We start from the raw sequence: 21,016 nt of genomic DNA on the forward strand, positions 1-21,016 counted from the left end.
ACATTATCCCCCGTAGTTCGGGTTAGGCATCCACTCGCCCGTCGTTCCATGCCAGCATCCACGAATATGACAGGAATCGATAGCTCGCGGAACCGCAATCTCCATCTCATTCTTGTGCACATTCCCGGGAATAGCTTTATTTACATCAATTCCCCCGGCCGCCCCTCTCCGATCCACCACATACGTATGACCATTTCGACCCATAGCGTGCGCTTTCGATGTAGATGTCGCCACGTATCCGGAGGCCGGAGCGAACCGTCCTGAAACTCCTGCAACATGCTCTGCTAGATTCATGTTGTCACCCAACGGCTTAAATCCCTCCTCGAAGATCTCGCTAGGATCCCGAGGATCGCTGCGATATACATCCCCGCAGTTGTGCGCGAGTACGGGCACGCCACCCGCCTGCACATAGTAGGTGTGGATGCCATCGACCGTGAAGTTATGCACTCGCTGCGTCGCCACCCACGAGCTGGTCGCCACCGCCTCGACCCGCCGACCGGCAGCGTCCACAAGCTGATCGCCAAGGGCAAGCTCACCGGCCTTGACCCAGCGGCCCTGGTTGTCCACCCAGAACGGGTGGTTGGTCGTGGCCACCACAGAGCCAGTCGCCTCACCGCGGTCGCCATCGGTGTCCACGGTGACCGTCACCAGACGCTTGACACTCTCACTCGTGACCGTGCCAACCACCGCACGTGCGCCCGACTCACCCTTCTCCGGATCAGCCGCCCGCACACGATCGCCGATCCGTATCTCCTCGATCGGCTTACTCGACCCATCAGCCAGCAACACCCGCGTGCCCGGCACAAAACTCTGCCTCGGACACGAGCCACCATTGGCCTTCAGGTCATCCGCGATACTGTCCACCTTGGCCAGCAACGCCTTCGCCGGCCGTACCTTGTCCAACCACGTCGCCACCGCGTCAATCGCCCGCGATCCCCGAGACGATCTTCCCCAAAGTCGAGAAGATCTTCGCCGCCGGAATCAGGTTCAACGCCATCGACACACAGCCGCCGACCTCACCCTTGACGAAACAATCCTCCATATCGGTCAACCCGATGACGTCCTTCAACACATCACCAGCGACCTCAAGGACAACGTCGATCACCCGCATCCGGGCCAGCCGCTTGGCTTCCCGGTACTCGTCATCGCTCACCCCCGCCCGCTCGCGCGCCTTCTGCTCGGCCTTGATGCGTGCCTGGGAACGGGCGATGCGGGCGTTCTCATCGCGGACGCGGTCAGCGCGGCTCACCCCTGGCGGGCGCCGATGTGGGTCAGACCAGTGCCATCGTTGACACCGCCGACCAGGCCCTTGTCATCCGGCCAACCGGCCGAGGTCAGGCCCCGGCACTGACCGAACGGATCCTGATAACGGCGGTCCACCGCACCGGAGGCGACGTCAGGGAAGTCCGCCTCAGCACCCGCCTCACCACCAGCCCGGCCTGCATCGTCGGCGACACCTACGACCTCACACCAAACCTGGAAAAGATGTACCGGGCAATGGGCCAGCCCCTCCCACCCATCAAGCGAATCCTGGAACTGAACCCGGACCACGGCCTGGTGACCGGCCTCCGAGCAGCGCATTCGGAACGACCGACAGACGAGTCCCTGCCGGAAACCGCGGAACTCCTCCATAGCATGGCCCTGCTCGCCGAAGGCGGCGACCTGCCCGATCCCTCCCACTTCATCAAACTCCTGGCCACCCGCCTGGAGAAAACGCTCTGAAAAAAACCTCGGGTGGGAACCACAACGGTTCCCACCCGAGCGACACCTACGGCTGGCCTAAAAAACTTCATCGCCAGACCGCGGCAATCAAATACAGCTCAAGTGGTTGTCGACGAGTTTGACCGAGATCAGGCTCGTCGACATCCACGTATTCCTACCTGCCTATGATCCAACTCTCTGCATCATCAGGTCGAGGACATCGACCATCTGACCGACGGAATCAAAGTCGTAGTGCTCATCACTCCAGGCGCCATCCAAATCCTGAAATGACACCTCCGCCTCACCCGAGGACCACACAATCAATTCAGCACTCTTCCCGTGAGCCTCAACATTGACCCAAGCCGAGGACTTCGGTCGACCATCCTCCGATTGACCGAATCGCACGGCGAATGATCCATCGAGCTTCAGCGAAGCTGCAGCACACCAGTCCGTCAGCGCATCAACGAAGTTCATTTTCTGCACACCAACTTAATACACGTGGCTGGCGGCATTGAATCCGGGGGAGCACCGAAACGCTTAGTTGGGATATTCGGACCAGGAATTACTCCCCACTCAGGCTTGCTACCGTTATGAACAGACGCCTTCGGTACATTGAACTCAACATATACCGAGCCCTTTGCGGTGGCCTTGTAGTCATCTGGATTGAGAGACTTAACTACGAACGTGCGCCCTCCCGCGCCCTCCTGGACCAATCCTGAATCCATCATCTTGTTCATTTCCACTTCACTCATCCACCTACCCACCCTGGTCAGTTCCTCCTCTCCATCTGGCCCACAATTGTGCGCCAGAACCGAGGACGTTCCAGCAGAGACATAGTAGGTGTGTATGCCGTCAACGGTCAGGTTGTGCACCCGTTGGATCGCGACACGTTCACTCGTAGCCACCACAGAAACCCGCGAACCAGCAGCATCCAGCACCTGATCGCCAGACTTCAGTTCACCGGCGTGCACCCAGCGACCCTGGTTGTCCACCCAGAACGGGTGGTTGGCCGTAGCCACCACAGAGCCGGTCACCTCACCACGGTCGCCGTCGGTATCCACGGTGACCGTCACCAGACGCTTGACACTCTCACTAGTGACCGTGCCGACCACCTTGCGCGAGCCGGACTCCCCCTTCTCAGGGTCAGCCGCCTGCACCTGGTCGCCTATCTTGACCTCTTCGACCGGTTTCGACGACCCATCAGCCAACAACACCCGCGTACCCGGCACAAAACTCTGCCTCGGACAAGACCCACCATTGGCCTTCAGATCATCCGCGATGCTGTCGACCTTGGCCAGCAACGCCTTCGCCGGCCGCACCTTGTCCAACCACGTCGCCACCGCGTCAATCGCCCGCGCGATCCCCGAAATAATCTTCCCCAACGTCGAGAAAATCTTCGCCGCCGGAATCAAGTTCAACGCCATCGACACACAGCCGCCGACCTCACCCTTGACGAAACAATCCTCCATATCGGTCAACCCGATGACGTCCTTCAACACATCACCAGCGACCTCAAGGACAACGTCGATCACCCGCATCCGGGCCAGCCGCTTGGCCTCCCGGTACTCGTCATCGCTCACCCCCGCCCGCTCGCGCGCCTTCTGCTCGGCCTTGATGCGTGCCTGGGAACGGGCGATGCGGGCGTTCTCATCACGGACGCGGTCAGCGCGGCTCACCCCTGGCGGGGTCACCCGGTTGTAGTTCTCCCCGCCCTCATAGCAGTGCGGCCGACAGTCAGGCGCCAGACCAGTCGGATCGGCGAAGGTGACCGGACTGCCGTTGGCATAGGAATAGCCATGGATCTGCTGCGGGTCGGTCAGGTCCATCACCGGGTCGACCGAGACGAACCTACCGGTGGTGTTGTCGTACTCACGAGCACCGATGTGAGTCAGACCAGTGCCGTCATTGACCCCGCCGACCAGGCCCTTGTCATCCGGCCAACTGGCCGAGGTCTGGCCCCGGCTCTGGCCGAACGGGTCCTGATAGCGGCGGCTGACATCCAGGTTGCCGGCGTTGATCGTCGTGGTCGGGGAGCCCTGGTGGTCCGCGGCCAGGTAATTCAGGCCGGAGACCGTGCCGCGGACGGCGATCGTGGCGCCGCCGTGGGTGTAGTAGCGCTTGGCGGTGGGCTGGCCGTCCTTGGGCATGGTCAGCTCCATGCCCGGCAGGTACAGCGTGGTGCTGCCGTTCTCCTTCTTCAGCAGACGGTTGCCAGCCGTGTCGTAGAGGTAGGTCGACTCCTTGCCGTCGGCCTCGGTGACCTTGGTCAGCTTGCCTTCGGTGTTCCAGTCCAGCTTCTGCTCGAAGCCGGTGACCTTGCGGGTGGTGGTGTCACCGGTGGCGTTGTAGCCGAACTCGTCCTTGCGGGTGCCGCCTGGGCCGGACTGTTCGATGCTGCGGACGGTGTGCGGCTGCGAGCCGGCGGGGCCGCCCGGGGCCGGGTATTGGTAGGTGCGGGTGGTGTCGCCCTGCGGGGTGTGTTTCACCTCGGTCTTGCGGTTGCCCGCCTGGTCGAAGGTGAAGCCGTACCAGTACGCCGCCGCGCCGCCGATGTTCTGCTGTTTCAGCTCGACCGCGCAGTTGTCCGTGTTCGGGGTGAACGCGGTGGTCATCCGGCGCAGGTAGTCGTACCGGAAGCACTGCACGTCCTGCGGGCCGCCCTCGGGCTTGTCCGCGATCCGGGTGATGTTGCCGGCCTTGTCGTAGCTGAGGTGCCGGTAGTTGACCTCTCGGTTCGGACTGGCATCCCGGTCCAGGATCATGCTGCTGATCCGGCGGCTGCCCGGTTCGTAATTGGTCGTGATCTGCGCCAGGTTGGGCGCCTCGCCAAGGAAGAACGTGGAACTCTCGCCGAACTCGGTGTACTTGTGCTGCTGGGCGTAGGTCTGGATGCCGTAGGTCTTCTCCGGCAGGCCCAGCTGGTTGTACTCGTAGTTGACGTTCTCCGCGGACAGGCCGCCCGCCCCGGGCATGGTGGTCTGCGACAGCGCGCCGGTGACCGGGTAGTACCTGGCCTGGAAGGAGTAAGTGCGGCCCAGCGCGCCTTCCTGCGCCGGGATGACCACCGAGGTCTTCGTCGGCCGGTTCGCCCCGTCATAGGCGTCCACCCTGGAGGTGTAGGGCACGCCGTCGACGAAGCGGGTGGAGGCGGTGGGCAGGCCCTTCTTCAGGGTGTCGAAGGTCCACTCGGCCAGTTTCTTGCCGGTTGGCGCGTCCTCGTACATGCCGTCCTTACGTCCCATGGGGTCGTAGGTGTAGGCGAGGGTCTTGCCGCGGGCGTCGGTGGTCGAGGTGAGCTGGTCGAGTGCGTTGTAGCGGAAGGTGGTGCTGCCCCGGTCGGGGTCGTGGTCGGCGAGCTTGCGGCCCAGCGCGTCGTACTCGTAGCGCCAGGTGTTGCCCATCGGGTCCTTCACCCCGGCCAGCTGACCCGACTTGGTGTAGCTGTAGGTCGTGACGTCGTGGGCGCCGTCCGGCACCAGGCCGTGGTACTGGCGGCGCTCGGTGATCTGGCCCTGCGCGTCCTTGATCACCGTGGTGACGGTGTCCCCGGTCGGCGGGATCACGTGCGTGCGGTCGCCCTCGTACCGGCTGCTGGTCCGCTTCTGCTCAGCCTGGTTGGTGCCATCGCCCTTGCGCTGGATCACCTCGGTGGGCCGGGCCAGCGCGTCGTGCTCGGTGATGGTCTGGTTCGGGACCGAGTTGTCCAGCACGCCCAGCAGTTCGGGCACCGGGCCGGAATCGACGTTGTAGTAGCCACCGTTGACCTTCGCGGCCAGACCGCGGGAGTCGTACCAGGTGTCGGTGAGCACCCGTCCGCCGCCGAGTGCGGGCGTCTGCGTCTGCCGTTCGCGGAGCAGGCCGTCCAACAGCTTGATCGACGTCGTGTACTTGCCGTTCTCCTGCAAGGATTTTGTGCTGATCGTGGCCGGCTTGTCCGGCCGGTACTCGTAGGCGTACTCGGTGCTGGCCGGGGTGCTGTCGTTGACCTTCGGGTAGTGCGGCGGCCAGACCTTGGTGAGCCTGCCGAGCGCGTCGTAGGCCAGGTCGGCTCGTTCCCCGTTCACCCCGATCTCCGCCACCGGACTGGCCCAGGCCGGTTCGATGGTCTTGATCGCCTTGTGCTGCAACGGGTTGAGCGAGGTGATGGTGTTGACGGCCATGCCTCGGGCCGGGCTGTAGCTGATCGTGTTCTGCTGTCCGCCCGCGTCAGTGGTCTCGGTGGTACGGCCGTACTCGTCGTACTTGGTGCGGCTGACGATCTGGTACCCGGCGCCGTTCCAGCGTTCGACGCTGGTCACCTCGCCGACCAGGGGTGCCTTGCCCGCTTCCTGGTGGTCGTAGCCGGAACGGACGTCGCTGATCCGGTCGGCGTCCTTGCCCGGCAACGCCGCACACGGCGCGGCGATGGTGAGCACCCGGCTGGACAGGCCCAGCAGCCACCTGTCGGTGTTCTGCTGATAGCTGTTCTGGGTGCATTTCTCATCGCCGGTGACGGCGGTGTCGCCCGCGTCGTCGACGGTGAGCGGCAGGCCGTACTTGGGGTCGTAGGTCTTGGCGACCTTGGTACGGCGCCAGGTCCCGTCGGCCAGCCGGGTGCGGCCGCGGACCTCGCCGGTCTGCACGATGACGGACTTGTCCTCGCCGTGGGTCGCGGTGGGCTCGCTCAGCCAGGGCTGGTTGACCGAGGCGGAGAGCACCTTGCCGCCGCCGTCGTAGTCGAGGTTCTCCAGCACGAAGCCCTGCAGGCTGTCGTGGTCGCGAACCTCAGTGCCCTCGGAGTCCTTGACCAGGACCGGGCGTTTCCCGCCACCCGGCATCCGGTCGCCGTCCATGCCGCGCAGGTAGCGGCTCTCGCTGACCGACTGGGTGGTGCCCTCCTCGCCCTTGATCGTGGTGACGGTGCCGAAACCACGCCAGCCGGAGTAGGTGCGGTGCTCGGGCTTGCCGAACTCGTTGTCGTCGAAGTGCCACGCCCCGCCCTTGGCCGGGTACTCGTACCGGGTCTTCACCAGGCTGGAGCCACCGATGCGGTCGGACTCGATGACCTGCTCCACGACGTACTTGTGGAACCAGTCCAGCAGGGGCTCGGGTGCGCCCTCCGGGCTCCACCAGGTCGGGTAGCAGCGCAGCGTGTTCGCCTCGGGGGCGGGCAGCGGAGCGCCCTTGACGCACTCGTGGTCCTTGTACTTGACCGTGGTGTGGCCGCCGCCCTCGTTGCCGATGCCGGTCAGCCGGTAGCGGGTGACCGAGGCGAGCCGGTCGACGGTGCCGACCCGGTTGACCATCGAGGTGCCGCCGAAGGTGATCTCCGGCAGGGAGGCGGTGCCACCGACGTGGCCGGTGCGGGTGGCGCCTGCCAGCCACAACGCGGGCGAGAGTCCGTCACCGGACTCGGGAAAGCTGTGCCGCAGGTTCCAGGACTCGACCGGGAAGTGCCTGGGCTCGGCGCCCGGCACCTCGCGGAGCAGTTCGGTGACCACGCGGGTCAACCGCTTGCGGGTGAAGAAGGTCGGCGAGAACTGGTTGTCGCACTTGGCGTTCGCCGCGCAGATCTGATCGAAGGGCACGTCCGGCCAGGACTTGGCGGTGTCCTTGTTCAGCTGTCCTGGCTCGCAGGTGATGGCGCCGGCGGGCAGGCAGCGTTCGGCGGTCTCGAAGCGGACCTGCATCGGCGCCTTGGCCACCGGGTTGTCCGCGCGCAGGCCGTACTCGATGCGGTCGATGTTGCCCGCCCGGACGTAGTAGGTGCCCGCGTCCGGACTGATGTTGCGGCCGTAGTGGTTTTCCTCGATGTTGTAGTAGTAGACGGTGGTGTTGCCGCGGGTGTCGATGACCTGGTCGAGGTTCCACCGCCACGCCTGCTGGCACCAGGCCGCGCCGAAATCGGCCCGGTAGCAGGGCTCATCCGGGTGATTGCCGTAGACCGGCGTCGTCCAGGTCGAGTGGGTGGCCCGGTTTCCGTTGCCGGGCAACTTGTTCCGGCCCAGGAAGTACTGGGTGCCGTCGGTCGTGGTGACCTTCCAGTACTCGCCGTCGTTGTCGCCGTTGTCGGCGCCCTTGACCAGCTCCACGTACGAGCCGTCGTCCTTCTTCGGCCGCCACCGGTTGTTCGCGGTGTCGCGGACCAGTTCGCCGGAGGTGCCGCCGAGCATCAGGGTCGCGTTGTCGGTGTCGTAACACTGGTCGCCGACCTTGCGGTCGCCCTGGTTGCCCTTGACGCCGTTCTTGTCCTTGTCCTCCTGGCAGGGCCGGTACTTGCGCTCGACGTAGCCGCCCGCGCTCAGGTCCCAGCCGTCGCCGACCACGGATGCCTGGTTGTTGGTGGCGCTGGTGCGGCCGTCCGCGGAACCGGAGGAGTAGGCCAGCGCGACACTCGGCGCGGGCCCGCCCAGCGACGGCGGGAGCTTCACCGGCAGCGAGTAGCTGAAGTCACCGCTGGACCGCCCGGCCGACCAGCTGGAGGCGGGTGCCAGGTCCGATGCCTGGTAGCTGCCCCCGTTGCTGCCCGGGGCGGGCGCCGCGGCGAGCACGGCCGTCGAACCCACGGCCGCGCGGCCCGGCGAGGACGGTTCGGCCAGCTCGACCGCGGCGGTCAGCTGCCGGTCCTTGGCGTGGTTCTCACCGCGCAACGGCGTGCCGGTACGGCATTCCGGTCGATCCGGCGTGGTCAGCACGCACTCCGGGTACTGCATGAGCCGCAGGCGCGAGCCGTAGTTCGCGCCGAATGCCTCGGCGAACTCGCGGTAGTCGAGCTGCACCGAGACCCCGCGACCGGCCAGACCGCCCGCGTCGGAGACCTTGAGCAGCACACCGGCCACCCCGGCCTTGGCCGCGAGCGCCTGGTCGAAGAACTCCACCCGGGCCTTGCCCGGCTCACCCGGCGCCGACCGCGCGGAAGCCTGTTGCGGCACCAGGCCGACAGCCACCGGCAGACTGCCCGCCCTACGATGCTCCACAGTGGACTGTTCGGGCCGGGCCGACCGGCCCTGCGGGGCGGTGGCCGCCGCGGGCAGCTCGACCTCGGCGTTGCCCCGGCCAGGCCAGTTGACCTTGGGCGGGGTGGCGATCGCCTTCCGCACGGACTCGGCGGCCGCGGGCGCCGGATCGACCGGGACCGGCTTGCCCGGCACCGACTTCTCCTTCTGCACCTCGCGCGGCTTGAACGCGGTGGTGGCGGGCGCGGCGATGGCCGCGGCCGAGGTGGTCGCCAGGCTCATCGCCGCGGTCAGCGCCACGGCACGCCAGAACATCCGAACCTTCATCTCTTCCCCCTCGATCAGGATCGGATCGCCAGCTGCGAGATCTCGGCGTCGCTGGGCACTCCGGCGAAGACCTTCACCTCGTCCACCGCACCGTTGAAGTAGTCGGTCGGCTGCCCGTCCCACTGGGCACGGCCGACCAGCAGATCCCCGGCGCCGTGCCAGCCGGTGACGTTCTGCTCCACACCCGCCCGGACCCCATCGACGTAGAGCCGGGCCTGCTTGGCGACCGCGTCGTAGACACCGGTGAGGTGCACCCATTCCCCCGGCTTGGCCTCGGCCGCGCTCAGCGCGGTGCCGCCACAGGGCCGGTTCGGGTCACAGGACACCAGGAACCCCCAGCGCCGCTGTTCCGGCCGGTATTGCAGCAGGAACGGCGAGAACTTCGGATCACCGACGCTGACGACGGTCTGCGCCCGGTTGGCGATCTCCTCGGCCCGGACCCAGGCGGAGACGGTGTAGGACTGGTCGGTCCGGAAGTCCGGCCGCGGTGCGGCGAGGTGACCGCCGTTGGGTCCGTGCTCGCCGTTGAAGCGCACCGCGGTGTGCTCCCCGGTCTGCCAGGCGGTGCCGCCGTGGAGCTGAGCGTCGCGGCCGGTCACCGCGTCCCTGGTGGTGGTGCCGGTGCCTTCGTCCAGCACCAGGTGGGCCCGCGGGATCGGCTGGCTGGCCAGGAACGCGGCCTCGTTCGGCTGGAGCACCCGGTTGTAGACCCGGATCTCATCCACCGTGCCGGGGAAGTAGTCGACCAGCCTGCCTTCCCACTTGGCCGCGCCGATCACCAGGTCACCCGCGCCGGACCAGCCGGCGACCGAAGCCTCCTGCTGCCGGATCCCGTTGACGTACAACAGGAGTTTGCCGCCCGCCGCGTCGTGCACCCCGACCAGATGGGTCCAGACGCCGAGTTGCGGTGCGGCGCTGGACAACGCGCGGGCGGTGCCGCCAGACGGGTCGCTCTTGTTGGGCATGGCGAAGGCCCAGCGGTCCGGTTCGTCGGCGTACTGCAGGAAGAACGAGCTGACCTGGTGGTTCGGCTCCGTGCTCTCCTGGCTGGCCACGGTGAACCAGCCGTTGTCCCGGTCCAGCTTGACCCAGGCGGAGACGGTGAAGCTCTTGGCGGTGTCCAGCACCGGGCCGCGGTGCAGCATCCGGTCGTCCACCCCGTCGAAGCGGCTGGCCTTGCCGCGGTATCCCTCGGATTGCTGCGCGGGTGCGCCCTCCGGGGCGAGCGGGCGGTTATTGCCGGAGGAGTCGCTCAGGTCGGTGTCCAGCCGCCAGTGCGCCTGGAGCCCGGCCGCGGCGACCGCGTGCGACTTCACGAAGAAGGAGTAATCGTGGATGTCCGAACGGTTGTTGGCCCGGTCGACTGCCTGGACCCGCATGGTCTGGCGCAGCTCCATGGTCGGCGTCCAGTGCACGACCGCGTTCCCGCCGATCCCGTTGGCGTTGGCCCGGTAGGACGGGGTCTGGGTGTTCTGGTCGGTGAAGGAGTACAGGTAGTACTCGACATCAGGCGTGCCGTTGGCGGTGATCTCGAACCGCCCGGTCTGCCCCGCACCGCCGGAGACCTGCCCGGCCGGGTAGTCCGCCGAGGACACCGCGGGCTTGCCCGGTCGTTCGGTGTCCACGGTGAATTCGCACATCTCCGACCAGGCCGACGCCTCGTAGTCGCCTGCCCACAGGTGCCAGGTGTGCACCTGCCCGTCGTTGATCACGCCCTCGGGCACCTTGACCTCGGCGAAGTCGCCGGAGGGCACGTTGCCGATCTTGGTCTCGTTGCCGTCCCAGGTGTGTTGCTCCGGGGTGCCCTTCAGGACCCGGAAACCGGCGTCCAGCACCGCGCCGGAGTCCGGATCGGACAGCCGGGCGCGCAGCCGAGGGGTCTTGGTGAACACCACCGGCCGGTTCGGCCCGCGGACACAGGGGATCAGACCGCCCTCCATGCCGAGTTCGGCCGGTGCGTTCGGCGGGGTGTTGTACCGGATCTCCAGGCGGGCGTTGAGATCGAACCTGCGCCAGGACCCGAGATCGCCCTCGTCCCCGGCACGCAGACCGAAGGTGACATTGCCCCAGCGCTCGGCGACGCCGTCGCGAACGGGGCCGGTGGCGTTGATCCGCACCTGGCCGTCGCTGGGGCAACCGTCGTAGGCGGACTGGGTGATGTCGTCCAGCCTGCGGTTCCAGCCGGGCTGGTTGAGCCAGGTGGTGTCCGGGTTGATCCCGGAGGTCACCCAGAGCTGGGTCGGACCGCCACCGCACTTGTAGGAGTGGATGACCCGGCCGATGAAGTCAGCGCCATGGATGATCTTGCCGTAAGCCCAGTCGATGGGCATCTCCACGAAGGAGCGGGAGGCCATCCTGGGTGACTGCTCGACCGAGTAGCCGGCCTTGAGATCACCCAGCTGACCATCGGTGCGGTCGTAGTTCTTGGTGGTCTTGTGACCGCTCTGCACCACCGCGTGGTGCGCCTTGGTGCTGGTCCGCTGGTACTCCGGGTCGAGGTAGACCGGGAACCTGGTCTCCGCGGCGGTCAGGAATCCCGCATCGGGGATCACGGCGAGCTTGGCCCCGGACAGCTCGACGCCCATGCTCGCCTCGCGGCCGCCCGCACCGGGACCGGTGAGCAGATCCGCGGGAGCGCCGGTACCGGAGGAGTCCCACATCCGGGACGCCTCGCCGGTGAAGACCAGCTTGCCCTCGGCGTCCACGGCGTGCAGGTCGGCGCCGCTCTGGTCAGCGCCCGCGCCGCGCGCGGCCGGCGCCAGACCCAGGGTGACGTTCTTGGTGTGGGAGTTGAAGACGACCTTGCGAACCCTGGGATTGCGTGCCGCCTCGACGTTCTTCACCACCAGCAGCTGGCTGAAGCCGGTGACGGTGGCGCGCACGATGAGGTCGACACCGGGCAGGACCTCGCGGTAGGTCGCGGTCGTGCCTGCCAGCACCGGCGCGGGCAGCGCGCCCTCCCAGCCGAGACCGACCTCGCGACTGTCCCGGCCGAGCACCGCCAGTGCCTGGCTGCCACCGCCGGAGAGGCGCACGTCCACCGCGGAGGCGGCGGGCTCGATCAGGCCGTCAGCACGTTTGCGCAGGTTGAGGTCGATCGGCACCCAGTTGTCGCCACGCTTGGCGCGCACCGGCTGAAGGTGTTCGACATGGGTGAAGCTGCCGTCCGGATTGGCCACGACCTCGGTGCTCTCGGTCGTCCTGGCCGCCACGGTGACCGGTTTGTGCTGTGCCTTCGCCGCCCGGCTCGCGGCCATCTCGGCGGTGACTTCGCGCCCAGGGGCCGCCGGAGCCGCCGCCGCGGGAATGACCACTGTGGACAATGCGATCGCGGCCGCCGTCACCATGACGGCAGCACTCAGTGCGCGCTGCACCAGGCAGCGCTGTGCGCCGAACCTCAACTCTGCTCCCCCTTGAAAACCACGTGGTCCCACGACCAGAACGTGGCTGCGCCCCCCAGATGCGCGGCCAGAAACCGCGGCCGAACTATAGGCAGCTGACGAGCGCGAGAGCGATAGCCCAAACGGGGCAACCCGGACACGCCGTAATTGGGCGTGACTTAGCCCTCATTAGGTAACGAACCCGGTAGCGGTGACCGCGGTCAGCGGGTGGGGTCGGCGCACAGGTCCGTCACCGTGGCACGGGTCTGGGTGCGTAGCCAGGTGTGGGCGGGGTCGCCGGTGTAGCGCTGATGCCAGGCCATGATCACTGGGATGGGGGCGATGGGGAACGGGAGTGGGCGGGTTAGCAGGCCGGACTGCTGGGTGGCGGCGCGGGTCATGTGTTCGGGGAGGACTACCAGGAAGTCGTTGTCGCGCAGGCATTGCAGGGCGGCAGCGGTGGTCAACGCCACCCCTGGCGACAGCTCGCCGGAACGGCTGCGTGGGCTGCGGGATGTGTTGCGCGGCAAGGTTCTCGTGGACATCGCCAACGCCACCCGGCGCGGCGCCAGCTGTCCCGAGGGCGGCAGCTCCCCGGCGCTGAAGGACCTGATCCGCAGGGCAAGCCTGACCGAGTACCCGGTGCTGATCTTCGCCGGGTTCATCGCGGCCTTCTGGGGCGCGCCGCTGCTGTCCCAGGAGTTCGAGCACCGCACCCACCTGTGGGCCTGGACCCAGGACATCTCCGCCACCCGCTGGCTGACCACCCGGATCCTCGGCCTGATCGCGGTGATCACGGTGCTGACCAGCGCACTCGGCCTGGCGGGCACCGCGGCGGTGCGCGAGCTGCACAGTATGGACTCCTCGGCGTTCCCGCCGTTCACCTCGATCTCCTTCGACCTGTGGCCGCCGCTGCAGGTGGCCTACGCGCTGTTCGGTTTCGCGCTGGGTGTCGCGGTGAGCGCGATCTCCCGGCGCACGGTGATCTCGATGCTGGTGACGCTGCTCGGTTTCGCCGCGGTGCGGGTCTTCGTCGCGGAGTACCTGCGCCCGCACTACCTGACCCCGATGCGGATCGGCACGCCACTGGGTCAGCGGGCCGCCGACGTCGGCGGCGAGGGCCTGACCGTGGGCGCCGGCTACCTGCACACCTCCGGCGAGACAGGCCGCAGTCCGGGTCGGTCATCGAGGGCTGCCGGGCCCAGGCCGATCAGGTCACCGGCGCCACCGCCACCCACACCGAGCATCAGGCCGCGCTGCACTCCTGCCTTGGCCAGCGTGGCTGGACCCAGACCTACCTCGACTACCAGCCCGCCGACCGGCTGCTGCCGATCCAGCACATCGAGACCGGGATCTTCCTCGGGCTGGCCATCGTGCTGCTGGCGGCGGCACTGCGGCTGGTGCACCGGATGACCACGGTCTGACCCGGGCTCAGCGCGGCGACAGCAGTTCGCGCAGGGCCACACCCAGCCCGGCCAGCAACTCCGCGGCCTCCGGTGTGTCCAGGGGCAGGTGCAGCAACCGCAGCGCGAACCCGTCGCTGAGCGCCAGCACCAGATCGGCCAGGGTCGGCACCGGGAGATCACGCCGGACCTGGCCTGCCTCCTGGGCCACCCGCAGGAAGGTGGCGGCGCCGGTGCGCATGTCATTGTCGTTGGCGCGCAGGCGTTGCGCCCAGTCGGCGCGGATCGCGGCGCGGGCGGTGAAGGCGGTCACGATGATCGCCTCGGCGCGGCGTTCGGCGTCCAGCGGCAGGGTTTCCAGCAACAGCCGGTGCAGCAGGTCCAGGTAGTCGCCCCGCGGGGTGAGGGTGTTCCACCGACGGGAGACCGCCTCGCCGGTGAGGTCCAGGGCGAACTCGAAGATCTCCTCCTTGGTGGCGAAGTACTTCTGCACCGCGCCCGCGGAGACCCCGGCCTCGGCGGCGACCGTGCGCACGCTGACCGTCTCAATCCCGGACCTGGCCACCAGCCGCAGCAGCGCCTCGGCAATGGCCCGCCTGCGCTGGCCGTGGTCCACGATCTTCGGCACGCCACCTCCGATTGCCCCATTCGCCCTCTTGCGGATACGATCGTATTCTAATAGGGAAGGGGCCGCACATGGCACAGGCCGTCACCGAGACGCGGCACTCGAAGTCCCAGCAACTGGCCGCGGCGCTGACCAAGGGCCCGGTCGAGGTGCTCGACTTCCTGCTGCCGCTGTGGGCGGGCGCCGCGCTGGGCCTGTCCCCGGCGCTGGTCGGCACGCTGACCGCGGCCGAGACCCTGGTCTCCTTCCTGATCAGGCCGCTGGCCGGGGTGCTGGCCGACCGGTTCGACCGGGCGAAGCTGGCCGCGCTCGGCGCGCTGGGCTACGCGGCCTCCTTCGCGCTGTTCGCGGTGGCCACCGCGTTCCCGCTCGCATTGGTCGCGGCCATGGTCGGCGGTGCGGGCGGCGCGCTGTTCTGGGTGGCGCTGCGGGCCAAGGTGGGCGAGGACCTGCCCACCGACAGCGGCGCGTTCAGCAAGCTGTTCGCGGCCGAGGGCGTGGGCACCTGGGTGGCGATGGTGATCGCGGTCAGCCTGGTCTCCCGGATCGACTATCGCGGTGTGTTCTGGCTGTGCGCGGCGGGCTGCGTGGCCGCGGCGGTGGTGCTGTTCACCCTGAAGTCCCCGCCCCGGGCCGCGATCGACCCGGCCTCGCCCAAGCTGCGTGAGCTGGGCGGGCGGATGTACCCGCTGCTCGGCGTCATCGTGATCACCGCGATCGCCGAGGCCGGGGTGGCGCTGCTCCTGCTGCTGCACCTGCAGCGCGGGCACAACCTGCAACTCGGCGCGATCGCGCTGGTCTTCCTGCCCGGTTTCATCGTCTACAGCACGCTGCCGGAGTACCTGCACGGCGTGGTCACCCGGCTCGGCCGGACCCGGGTGGTCACGGTGGCACTGCTGCTCAGCGCGGTGTTCGCGGTCGGGCTGTCCTTCGCCCCGCACCCGGTGGTGCTGGCCGGGATGTGGATCCTGTCCGCGGCCGCCTTCGCCGCGGCCATCCCGGTCGAGCAGTCCGTGGTGGCCGAGGCCGCGGGCGGCAGCCTGGGCCGGGGCATGGCGATCTACGAGAGCGCCACCCTGCTCGGCGCGACCATCGGCACCTTCGGCGCCGGGCTGCTCTACAACTCCGGCAGCGGCTGGCAGATCGCCTGTGTGGTCGCGGCCGTGCTGCTGGCCACCGCCGCGGTGCTGGTGCGCGGCGCGATCCGGCGGATCGGCGTGTCCGACCGGGTGCCGGTCCCCGAACCGGCTCCGGTGGCTCCGGCCGAGGTCAGCGCGGACCCGGTCGCGCAGGCTCCGGAGCAGGCCGGGTCCGCACCGGCCAAGCCGGGCGCGCCCACACTCAACACCTGGGCCGGGCACGCGGTGATCTTCCTGGTGGCCCAGGTGGTGCTGGCGGTCATCGGGTACTCCTGGCCGTACGAAGCGCTGTTCAACGGCCCGCACCCGGCCGAGTGGTACTGGAACTCCAGCGGCCACCTGCTGCTCAACATCGGCCGGATCTGGTGCGCGGTCTTCGTGATCGACACGATCTACTCGGTCGGCCGGTACGCGATCTTCCGGCTCAGGAACCGAGGCTGAGCACCGCCCGCGCCACCCGGTCGTTCTGCCCGAACGGCTCGATCTCCGGGGTCACGCCCGGCGTGTGCACCACGCCCACGCCGGGCCCGACCGCGAACCGGGCCGGGTGCGCGCCGCCGTCGGCGGCCAGCAGCCGGTGGTCGGCCGGGCGCACCGCGAGCCGCCCGGTGCGGTAGCTGCCGGTCTCGTCGGACAGCTCCTCCTCGGCGCACTCACCGCGGTCGAACAGCTTGCGCAGCAACGGATCCGCCGTCCCGGCCAGATCGGGTTCGGCCAGCCGGGACTCGATCAGGAACCGCGCGGGCGTCTCCCCCGGCACCCGAGGACTGCTGCCCACGAACAACCCGGCCGACTCATCCGCGCGCACCCGCGACTCCGGGCCGAGGAACCGCAGCACCCCGGCCTGGGCGAGCGCGAGCAACTCGGCCAGCCGACGGCCGGGCGGCCCGCTGGTCAGGAAGCTCATCAGCGGCAGGAACCCGCGCTCAACCTCCCGCACCATCGACTGCGCGGTCAGCCGCCCGGCCCCGGCCAGCTCCAGCACGGTCAGCACGGCCATGTTCACCCCGGCCAGCCCGCCGATCTCCGCACTCCACCGCGGATCGCTCCGCCGGTGCAGATCCGCCCGCACGTAGTCGCGCACCCAGTCCTGGAACTCCGCCGCGTCCGGGAACCACCGGCCGGCCAGCGGATCCGGCCAGCTGTCCGGGTCGACCCGGTCGGCCGGCTCCGGCACCGCGGCCTCGATCAGTTCCACGAGTTCCGGACTGGACCAGTCGTAGGCGTCCAGTCCGGCCAGGAACTCCGCCCAGGGCAGCCGCACCCGGTCCGGGTGGCCGAGGAACAGCTCGTGGTAGTGCCCGTAGGCGACGTCCTTGCACACCAACGGCCACAGCTGTTCCTTGAAGCGCAACGGCCCCGCGGGCACGGTGTCGTGCCGGAAGTACCTGGGCAGTTCGGGCTGCCCGGCGAGCAGGGCGCTCTCCGGTTTGGCGTGGTAGGGCACGCCGGTGCGGGAACCCGCGTACAGCACCGGTTCCAGCCCGGAGGGCTCGTAGGCCAGCTCACCGTCCAGGGTGCGCCGGAACTTGCCGCCGCGGCCCTCGGTGAGCAGCACCATGGTGTCCACGAAGGTCAGCCCGAGGCCGCGCAGCAGCACCGGTTCGCCCGCCGGGACCGCGGCCAGCGCGGCCGCGTCCGCCTGCCCGCGCGGCAGGTAACCCAGGCCGTGCCGGTCCGCGAACTCGCGGGCGGCCAGCTCGGCCGGGGTCGGCCGCGCGTCCAGGTGGCCCTGGGCCAGCACCACCGCGTCCACCGTCAGCACCAGGCCGCTGGCCAGCCGGACCTGTTGTCCCGCAGCGGTTTCGCACAGGTCGACGGCCTGATCGCGGTGCACCCGCACCTGGCCGAGCCGGTCGGCCGCGCGCTGGAACACCCAGGAGAAGTACGCGCTCGCCAGGGGCCGGGAGGCGAACCACCGCGGGGTGGTCCGGCCCACCTCCTCGGCCAGTTCTCCCCTGGCGAGCGCGTGGCCGCCGGCGGTGCGTGCCCAGTCCCACAGCGACGGGACATCGTTGTCCGCGCCGGAGAACGGGGTCACGCCTGCCGCCCGCGAGTTCATCCACAACAGGTTGGGCTGGGCCCGCCGCCAGATCCGCCCCGGCCCCGCCGGGTACGGGTCGACCACGTGCACCTCCACCGGCCCGGAGGCCAAGGCGCACAGGCGATCCAGCACCCCGGTGCCGCGCGGGCCCGCGCCGATGACGCAGACCCGCAGCGGCCGGGTCCGCGACATCAGGCGGTGGCGCGCCGGGCCAGACCGGCCGGCGGCTTCAGGTGGTCGGCCACCGCCTTGGACACCAGCAGCGGTTCGGCGATCCGCCTGCCGCCGATGGCCACGTAGTTGGCCAGCATGCCCAGTCCGCCAAAGGGTTCGTTGCCGTTGTCGGTGCTCAGCAGGGTGGTGTTCTGGTAGACGTCGTGCCGCCTGGCCAGCAGCTCGACGGTGGCAGGCAGGTTGCCGTAGACCATCGCGCCCATGGCCCGCTCCTCGAAGAACGGCGTGGTCAGCGTCTCGTGCAGGGCGTCGAGATCGTCGTAGCTGACCACGTTGAAGATCGGCGCGAACAGCTCCTCGTAACTGGAGCGCCGGGTCAGCTCCCGGCACAGCACGGTGGGCTGCAACCGCCGCGCGCGCAGCTCGACGTGGCCGCCGTGCACGATGTGCCCGGCGTTGCGGTGCAGGTACTCCAGCGCGAAGCCGAACGCCTGGTCGTAGTACATGCTGCCGTAGTCGGCCCGCGGATCGTCGTAGGAGCCGTAGACCAGCTCGTCGATCCGCTTGCCCAGCAGGTCCAGGAACCGCTCGCGCACCGAGGAGTGCACGAACATCACGTCCGGCCCGAAGCAGTCCTGACCGGAGTTGATCAGCCGGATGTCCACCGCGTCGGCCACCGCGAGGTCCACGTCCGCGTCCGGCCCGACCACGACCGGGTTGATGCCCTGGCCGAAGTAGAGGAACAGCTGCTGCTCGCTGATCTGGCCGCGGATCCGCTCGGCGTTGGCGTAGGTGCCGGTGAACAGCACCAATTCGGCGTCGGCCACCGGACCGGCGGTGAACTGCCGCTGGGTGCTGGCCGCCAGGGTCACCGGCAGCCCGTGCGCCTGGACCAGCAGCTCGTGCAGCCGGGTCAGCTGGGACTGGATGTGCGCCGAGGGCCGGAAGGTGATCCGCTCGCAGTACAGGCTGGGCACCAGCACGTAGAGCACGTAGGCGTACAGCGGGATGTTGGACGGCATGAACACCGCGGCGCTGCCGATCAGCCGCGGCTGGTGCGCGGTGACCTCGGCCTCCGCGCCGCGCAGGGTGCGGATCGCGGTCTCCAGCTCGCCGACGGCGGTGCGGTGGTTGGACACCTCGCACAGGATCGCCAGCACCTCGTCCCGGCGCTCGTCCAGGAAGGTCTCCACCGCCCGCAGCGCGGCCACCCGGCTGGGCAGCGGCACGGCGGCCGAGGAGGGTTCGGGTTTGGCCAGGGATCGAACCGAGCCAGTGCTGTTCACGGCATGTGCAGGGAGTGCGCGCATGTCGTCCTTCCCATCGCGGTTGAGCGAAGTAATCGGGGTGGCCAGGTTCCGGCCGGGTCGTTCGCGCAGCGGCACACCCTCGACGCACCACCGCCGCACCGAGCGCAGCGTCGCGGCCCGCACCGGCCGCAGCTCCAGCAACCGGCACAGGCCCTGGCTGGCCGCCGGGGTCCCGTCCACCACGGTCACGTTCATCCGGGTGATCGCCTCCACCGCCAGGTCCAGCCGGTCGGCGGGCAGCACCACCGCGCTGCTGCGGCTGAACCACCACAGCAGCAACAGGACCAGCCCGTACGGGTGGGAGAAGGGCAGCAACGGCAACAGCACGTCGGTGTCCTTGTACCCGGCCCGCTGCTGGGCCCGCCGCACCGCGAACCGCACCGTGCCACCGGCCCGGACCACGCCCTCCCTGGCCCCGGCTGGCCAGACCTCCACCGCGTGCGAGCGCTGCCACCACCGGGTCAGGTCCAGCTCGAACCCGGCGGGCGCCGGCGATGCCTCGCGCTCCAGTTCGGACAGTCGCAGCCGGAACCCGGCCACGTCGGCCGGCAGGTCCACCGATCCGTCGTGCAGCAGCCAGCGCACCGGCGCCCGCCGCAGGATGGCCGCGGTCTCCTCCGCCGACTGGTCCTCCTCCAGTAGGACCAGGGTGGCGTCGGAGTGCAGCAGGGTGAGTAACGCGATCACGTAGCCAATCGAGTTGCCCCCTTGGATCGCGACCCGGTCACCGGGGGCGAATCCGTTGTCCCGCAGGTGTTCCGCGAAGACCCGACATCGTGCGCGTAGCTCCTCGAAGGAGTGCACGCCGGTCTGGCCGATGAGGCCGACGCCGGTCACTGCCGGGCCAGGCTCAGGTCGTAGGGGTTGGTCAGGTGCGCGACGAACTTGGGGTCCGCGCCGATGTTGCCCAGGTGGCGGCGCAGGATGTCCACGCTCATCTGCCGGATCTTGTCCTGCTCGCGGCTGTCCCCGCCCTCGAACTCCTCGTCCATCCGCAGCGCCAGCGGCACGGCCTGTTCGAGTGCCTCATAGATGTAGTCGCCATAGCCTTCCTGCACACCGGTGCGCAGCGCGTGCAGCCCGAAGCTGATGTGCCGCGACTCGTCCCGGCACATCGCGGTGAAGGCCGCCTTGATGCCGTCGAACATGCTGGTGTCGCGCAGCGAGTGCACCAGGGCACGCTGCCCGATCAGCGCCAGCACGCCCTCGGTGATCAGGTGGAACAGCGTGCAGGCCTGCAGCCAGCGACCGTAGTCCGGCGGGCTGTTGGTCAGGTCGCGCACGATCGAGGTCTCCAGCAGGCTCAGCTCGCGGTGCGCCGGAGTGGCGATCTGCCAGGCCTCGGCCAGCATCGCCCTCGGGTTCTCACTCATCTCCAGCACCTCCTCGCCGAGCCGGAACACCGCGCGGGCGTGCCGGGTCTCATCGGCGATCTGGGTGCCGAGGAACAGGGCGTACTCCTCATCCGGACAACCCATGAGGATCGGGCCCAGCATGTCCAGCCCGGTGTACTCGCCGATGATGAAGGTGGCGATGGCCTCCTTGAGCATCACCCGCACGTGCGCCGGCAGCAGGGGGTGGTTCAGCATGTCGTGGTCCTTGCCGAGGGAAAGGTCCTCGGCCGACCACTGCTGACGCTCCCAGCGCTGGTACAGCTCGATCGGCTTGGGCTTGCGACCGATCACCAGGTCCGCGTGGCGCAGGACGGCGTCCGCCGGCAACGACGGCAGCTCTCCGAGCTTCGCCTCGTCCATGTGAAACGTGCTCCACCTGCTCACAACCGACCTCCTAGCTCATTCGCACACACCACTTCCCCAAAAGTGGTGATAAATACGCGAGGAAACTTCAGGGGGTGCAGATTCTGCAGAGCGCGAACAGCGGCAAAGCTATGGCGATTGGCCTGCGACGTGGCCGAATACGGCTGACCGTACCTGAGCCTCAAGCGAGGCTCAACCGTCAACGGTAGTCCCCTCATCGG

General features: G+C 68.6%; 12 protein-coding genes and 1 pseudogene. 3 read left to right on the top strand and 10 right to left on the bottom strand.

The genetic code is table 11. From position 1 onward, the window contains the following. Positions 1–3: 3 nt before the first annotated feature. Together ACTOWY_RS40345 and ACTOWY_RS40350 are read right to left on the bottom strand one after the other, a co-directional pair. On the bottom strand, positions 4–903 hold the full coding sequence (locus tag ACTOWY_RS40345) for a polymorphic toxin-type HINT domain-containing protein (protein ID WP_441314874.1): 900 nt from the start codon (positions 901–903) through the stop codon (positions 4–6). Positions 904–919: 16 nt separating this feature from the next. Further along, complete coding sequence (locus ACTOWY_RS40350) at positions 920–1,249, bottom strand: hypothetical protein (RefSeq protein ID WP_441314875.1); 330 nt, start codon at positions 1,247–1,249, stop codon at positions 920–922. 137 nt (positions 1,250–1,386) lie between these two features. Here ACTOWY_RS40350 and ACTOWY_RS40355 point away from each other — a divergent pair. Further along, positions 1,387–1,722, top strand: a pseudogene (locus ACTOWY_RS40355) (molecular chaperone HtpG); the annotation flags it as partial. 162 nt (positions 1,723–1,884) lie between these two features. Here the strand turns inward: ACTOWY_RS40355 and ACTOWY_RS40360 are convergent. From ACTOWY_RS40360 to ACTOWY_RS40375, 4 genes are all read right to left on the bottom strand, one after another. Then, the gene (locus ACTOWY_RS40360; protein ID WP_441314876.1) at positions 1,885–2,184 is read right to left on the bottom strand and encodes a hypothetical protein; all 300 of its coding nucleotides are present in this window, start codon (positions 2,182–2,184) and stop codon (positions 1,885–1,887) included. Further along, positions 2,172–8,963 (bottom strand): TreTu family toxin, encoded by a 6,792-nt coding sequence (locus ACTOWY_RS40365; protein ID WP_441314877.1) that lies wholly within the window; start codon positions 8,961–8,963, stop codon positions 2,172–2,174. Before ACTOWY_RS40365 ends, ACTOWY_RS40360 begins: the two co-directional genes overlap by 13 nt. A gap of 14 nt (positions 8,964–8,977) precedes the next feature. Continuing rightward, positions 8,978–12,364, bottom strand: coding sequence for a LamG domain-containing protein (locus ACTOWY_RS40370; RefSeq protein WP_441314878.1), 3,387 nt, complete (start codon positions 12,362–12,364; stop codon positions 8,978–8,980). 200 nt (positions 12,365–12,564) lie between these two features. Next, positions 12,565–12,810, bottom strand: coding sequence for a LysR substrate-binding domain-containing protein (locus tag ACTOWY_RS40375; protein WP_441314879.1), 246 nt, complete (start codon positions 12,808–12,810; stop codon positions 12,565–12,567). Here ACTOWY_RS40375 and ACTOWY_RS40380 point away from each other — a divergent pair. Then, the gene (locus tag ACTOWY_RS40380; RefSeq protein ID WP_441314880.1) at positions 12,803–13,756 is read left to right on the top strand and encodes a hypothetical protein; all 954 of its coding nucleotides are present in this window, start codon (positions 12,803–12,805) and stop codon (positions 13,754–13,756) included. The genes ACTOWY_RS40375 and ACTOWY_RS40380 overlap by 8 nt on opposite strands. 18 nt (positions 13,757–13,774) lie before the next feature. On the opposite strand, the gene ACTOWY_RS40385 is transcribed toward ACTOWY_RS40380, so the two are convergent. After that, positions 13,775–14,374, bottom strand: a complete 600-nt coding sequence (locus ACTOWY_RS40385) for a TetR/AcrR family transcriptional regulator (RefSeq protein WP_441314881.1) — start codon at positions 14,372–14,374, stop codon at positions 13,775–13,777. A 68-nt stretch (positions 14,375–14,442) separates the two neighbouring features. Between ACTOWY_RS40385 and ACTOWY_RS40390 the strand changes: the two genes are divergently transcribed. Beyond that, complete coding sequence (locus tag ACTOWY_RS40390; RefSeq protein ID WP_441314882.1) at positions 14,443–15,951, top strand: MFS transporter; 1,509 nt, start codon at positions 14,443–14,445, stop codon at positions 15,949–15,951. On the opposite strand, the gene ACTOWY_RS40395 is transcribed toward ACTOWY_RS40390, so the two are convergent. Genes ACTOWY_RS40395 through ACTOWY_RS40405 form a run of 3 tightly spaced genes read right to left on the bottom strand, consistent with a single transcriptional unit; the run spans position 15,935 to position 20,792 of the window. Then, complete coding sequence (locus ACTOWY_RS40395; protein ID WP_441314883.1) at positions 15,935–17,746, bottom strand: FAD/NAD(P)-binding protein; 1,812 nt, start codon at positions 17,744–17,746, stop codon at positions 15,935–15,937. The two genes, ACTOWY_RS40390 and ACTOWY_RS40395, sit on opposite strands and share 17 nt — an antisense overlap. After that, positions 17,746–19,875 carry an aldehyde dehydrogenase family protein gene (locus ACTOWY_RS40400; RefSeq protein WP_441314884.1) on the bottom strand — a complete coding sequence of 710 codons (2,130 nt, stop codon included), beginning with the start codon at positions 19,873–19,875 and terminating at the stop codon, positions 17,746–17,748. Before ACTOWY_RS40400 ends, ACTOWY_RS40395 begins: the two co-directional genes overlap by 1 nt. After that, on the bottom strand, positions 19,872–20,792 hold the full coding sequence (locus ACTOWY_RS40405) for a ribonucleotide-diphosphate reductase subunit beta (RefSeq protein WP_441314885.1): 921 nt from the start codon (positions 20,790–20,792) through the stop codon (positions 19,872–19,874). The genes ACTOWY_RS40400 and ACTOWY_RS40405 overlap by 4 nt, the downstream gene beginning before the upstream one ends. Positions 20,793–21,016: the final 224 nt, after the last annotated feature.

It is taken from the genome of Crossiella sp. CA198 (assembly GCF_052078295.1).
Classification (GTDB): Bacteria; Actinomycetota; Actinomycetes; order Mycobacteriales; family Pseudonocardiaceae; genus Crossiella.